This is a genomic window from Pseudomonas sp. Pse79 (genome assembly GCF_024519615.1).
Taxonomy (GTDB): Bacteria; Pseudomonadota; Gammaproteobacteria; order Pseudomonadales; family Pseudomonadaceae; genus Aquipseudomonas; species Aquipseudomonas veronii.
Map to the genome: position 1 here is coordinate 1 of NZ_JALJRR010000059.1, position 4,106 is coordinate 4,106.

Annotated in this window: 3 protein-coding genes and 1 pseudogene; all 4 read left to right on the top strand. The window is 53.0% G+C overall.

What is annotated here, in order from left to right:
- Positions 1 to 123: 123 nt before the first annotated feature.
- A complete protein-coding gene (locus NR164_RS30180) occupies positions 124 to 879 on the top strand; it encodes a DUF4123 domain-containing protein (protein ID WP_128192686.1) in 756 nt (251 codons plus the stop codon).
- Positions 880 to 1,137: 258 nt separating this feature from the next.
- Positions 1,138 to 1,659, top strand: coding sequence for a DUF3304 domain-containing protein (locus tag NR164_RS30185; RefSeq protein ID WP_079443629.1), 522 nt, complete (start codon positions 1,138 to 1,140; stop codon positions 1,657 to 1,659).
- On the top strand, positions 1,647 to 3,998 hold the full coding sequence (locus tag NR164_RS30190; protein WP_079443630.1) for a DUF2235 domain-containing protein: 2,352 nt from the start codon (positions 1,647 to 1,649) through the stop codon (positions 3,996 to 3,998). The genes NR164_RS30185 and NR164_RS30190 overlap by 13 nt, the downstream gene beginning before the upstream one ends.
- Positions 3,998 to 4,106 (top strand): annotated as a pseudogene (locus NR164_RS30195) (PAAR domain-containing protein); the annotation flags it as partial. The gene NR164_RS30190 and the pseudogene NR164_RS30195, both read left to right, overlap by 1 nt.

A 4,106-nucleotide genomic window follows, 5' to 3' on the forward strand; every position in this document is an offset into this window, starting at 1 on the left:
GGAAACCACGACCAGCCAGCGCTTTCCTTTGCGTGAGTTGCCGCAGTCGGTGTGCAAGGCGTGCCTGGAAAAGGCTCGGAAAAATGCGGTCGGTTTACTTATGCGCGAAGGTTGATGGGGAATATGAAGATGGCAACACCAACGGAATGGCAAGATCAGATCGAGCAGGTATGTGCCAGCCTGGGTCTACTACAGGTCGACTTGCTGCTCGACCAATCGGATTGGAACAACTGTGCTGTACCCGCGCTGAAGACGTTGAGGCCTGAAGTCCCGTGGTTTTCATTATTTAGCGGTACTCCGGAAGAGAACTTGCTGGATCAGGCACCGCTGTTAATGCGTCTTGATTTGGCACATTGGCAACACAAAGCCTGGCTGGAAGAACTGATGATCCACTGCGCCACCGATGCTCGCTTGCTGGTGGTGATCTCACCGTTATCGTTCAAGTCATTGAGTCATGCACTGCAAGCCCTGTCGCAAATGAAGTGGGGTGGGGAGTCTGGTTTGTTGCGTTATTACGACCCACGAATCTTTCCCTTGTTGATGTCTTCGATCCTGACAGACGTCCAGCGCGTCGAATACTTAAAAGTTGCGTGCTACTGGGGTTGGCTGGATCGGGATGATCAGTCGCAGTGGATAGAGGGTATTGCGCAGCCGCAGAAAAATACTATCGCAATACCGACCTGGATCGACCTTGATGATCAGCAATGTGAACTGATTGGTTGTATCAGTGATGCACAGAAACTGCTGGATGGTGGGAACTTTAATTACTTGGAAACCAGCCAGGAACAGCGTTTCGCTACTTTGTATTCGGTCACCGTACAGGCTAGTCAGGAAAACTACTTTGGGAGTTTGACTGAGTACGTAAAGAGGAAATCATGAGCTATGAAGGCGTATCGACTGTTCGACGTGCCCGCAAGATCGGGAAATTATTTAAAAAATTGCTTTGAGAGAGTTTGCCATGTTCAGCATGCTGGTAGGTTTTTTTTGTTCGATACCGTGATGTTGTGTAACGATCATCAAAATAAAGTTATCAGAGATTATTAGTGTGTCGGATATCTGCGTGATGAAAACTTCCTGGCTGTGTGTAGGGTTGATGAGCTTGGCGTATAAGCCTGATGCTGTTTGAGAGGGGGTGTTATGAGGTTTATAGTTTGGAAAGAGCTATTTAAATGTTTATCTGTTTTTTTGGGCTTGATGTTGTTCGGGTGTTCCTCCGCGGATAGTCAGATGGTGGGAGGAAATATACAAGCGATTAACCATACTACGGGGGCTATCAACTGGCTCTCGGTGAATGGTTATCGGGCAGACGGAGGAGGTGGGCGGTCGTGTTGCATTATTATGCCAGTTGTATGGAGGCCTGGTTTGAAAGCCACGATCGAGTGGGAGGTTGATCCTGATCCGTATGCATATTCAAAGTGGCCTCCTCTAGGTACTGATGGATACCGATTGTCCCAAGCTAAGCATAGAGAAAATTACCAGCGTAACAGAGTAGTAGTGGATATTCCGCAGTGGTTTGGTACGGAGTCCTGCGATCTTAAGGTCCATTTCTTAACTTGTAATCAGGTGGAGGTGACTACTTCATGTTGGGCTCATGGCTCATCAAATTATCCGATTAAAGTTCCTAAGGGTCTACAGGAGCCAGTTGTATGTCCGAAATGAAAAAAATTTCAAAGGCAGCTGTTTGGGCGCCGCCAGGGTTCCCCTCGGAAGGGCGTCTGCCTTGTGATATCACCCAGGTGGTTGCTAATTATGAGATGCAGACCGCAGAGGAAAATCGATTTCGTCAACTGGTCAATCGTAATGGGCGGAAGCAGTATTTTGAGTGTTGCCATAGCCTCCATATTAGTCTGTTTTTCGACGGTACTAATAATAACGATAATAACGACACCAAGAAAAAACACCCCAGCAATGTTGCCAAGCTCTTTCATGCTGCCCTGAGAGGCGAAGCTGCAGAAAAAAATGGCTATTTCTCTTATTACATGCCGGGAGTTGGAACCGCTTTTCCGGAGATAGGTGAGTTGGACTACAGCGAGGGTGGATTGAAATATGCAACGGGTGGTGAAGATCGAATCAACTGGGCGCTGGTTTCTTTGGCACATGCTCTGAAGTCAGCTTTGGCCGATCAGGATGTGTCTAACGCTGAAAGGAAGCGTGCCGTCGAGGCCATGAGCAACTGGAAAGCACCACTGATGAGCGGCCTGGGTCTGGGCAATCGACGGCGAACGATGAGCCAGTTGCTCGAGCCCTTGCAGGCGCGAGTAGAGTTGGCCAAGCCCCGCGTACTGGCGGTCAAATTGTATGTGTACGGTTTCTCGCGCGGAGCGGCAGAAGCACGCACTTTTGTCACTTGGCTAAGCCAGTTGTTCGATACACCGACGGGGGCCGAACAGCCCTTGCAATGTCTGATTGGCTTGCCGGTAAGTGTCGAATTTCTCGGGTTACTGGACACCGTTGCTTCGGTGGGCATCGCCCATGCGGCACCTTTTTTCGCCGGGCATATGGATTGGGCCGATGATACCCAACTCATCCCGGATGCCCAGCGTTTTCCTGGCCTGGTCAAGTGTTGCCGACATTTTGTCGCAGGCTTCGAGCAGCGCTCGTGTTTCCCGCTCGACTCGATCCGTAACGAGGATGGCCAATACCCGGACAACACCTATGAAGTGGTGTATCCCGGTGTGCATTCCGATGTTGGCGGCGGTTATCCGCAAAACGACCAAGGTAAGGCCCGCGGCGGTACTCAGGAATTGGTTTCGCAGGTCGTTTTGCATGACCTTTATGCAGCTGCCTTCGCTGCTGGTGCCCCCCTGCAGGTGCCGGAATTAGTATTGCCAAAAACATTGCAGTTAGAGAAGTCGTGGCGCGTTATGTCGGAGGCTAACATCACGGAGTTTGATATAGATCGTTTGGTATCCGAACGCTTCAACGCCTGGCGCAAAACCCTACCCGGCATCAACGCCGACGAACCCACCCATGACTCCCCTTGGCTCTACCAGCCACTGCGGCTGAATGCGCCCGTGGAAGACGTACTGGCCGATCAACTGGGCTGGATCACCGGTTGGCGCATAGGCCGGTTTGCCAATGATCGCGACGGCGGTAACGACAGCTACAAACATCAGCCTTTTTTCAGTCAGGCCAGGGAAACTACGACTTATCAGGCCAGTGAGGAGCGCAAGGCTTACGACCAACATAAAAAAAATCTCGCGAACCTGCGGCTGAAAACCCCCGAAGCTGCGACGAACTACCCCGGCCCGCCGATCTATGAGCCGCAGGTCGACCAGACCCAGCTCAGCCAGGCCGCTGCCGAATTCAAGAGCGACTACCTCGGGCAGAAGCGTGAGCAAAGCAGCCTGGCAGGCACTATCACCGACGTGTTGTTGCGCGACGCGATATATCTGCTCAATTCCGATGATGAGACCCAGGATCACGCCGCCATCAAGGCGGCGGGTGAGCAGCGCTGCAAGCTACTGTTTCGGGACGCTCGCGGCACCCCCAGCGCAGACCCGCAAATGGCGTTGCTGGTAGCGTTGTTCGATGATCAGATTCACGACTCGCGGGCCTGGTTCATGCACGACGCCTTGAAAACGCGGGAAATGTGGGCGGGTTATTTCTTTTACCGCATGACTTATTTCGGCAACGACAACAGTCGGTATCTTTCGCCGGTGGTGGTAGCCGGCCGAGTGTTGGGTGTGGCGATGATAGCCGGGGCGACGGTATACGGTATCAAGCGAAAAGGCGTGGCGGGAGGGCTGGGTGGATTGGCCGTCGGCATCGGTGGGGCGACCATCGGTTATCAGGTCATCGACAAGGCGCGGGGCGTGGCGTTGCCGTTCTTGGCGGGTGCCGAGAAGCTCCTGCAACCGACCGCTCACGTGGGGCAGGTGGCGGCCGAGCTAAAGCGCCAGATCGCGCTGGACGATTATCGGCAACGGATTGAGCGGACCAGCGCCATGTTGCGCGAGGCGGGCAGTCTTTTCGAACTTGAGCGCGAGGTGGTTTGATGCTGCCTCTCGTACGCATGGGCGACCCACTGCACCCGTTTGGCGGTGAGGTTTTGTCGGGGCATTACAAATCCTTCGGCAAACCAGTGGCCTGCGTGGATGATCAAG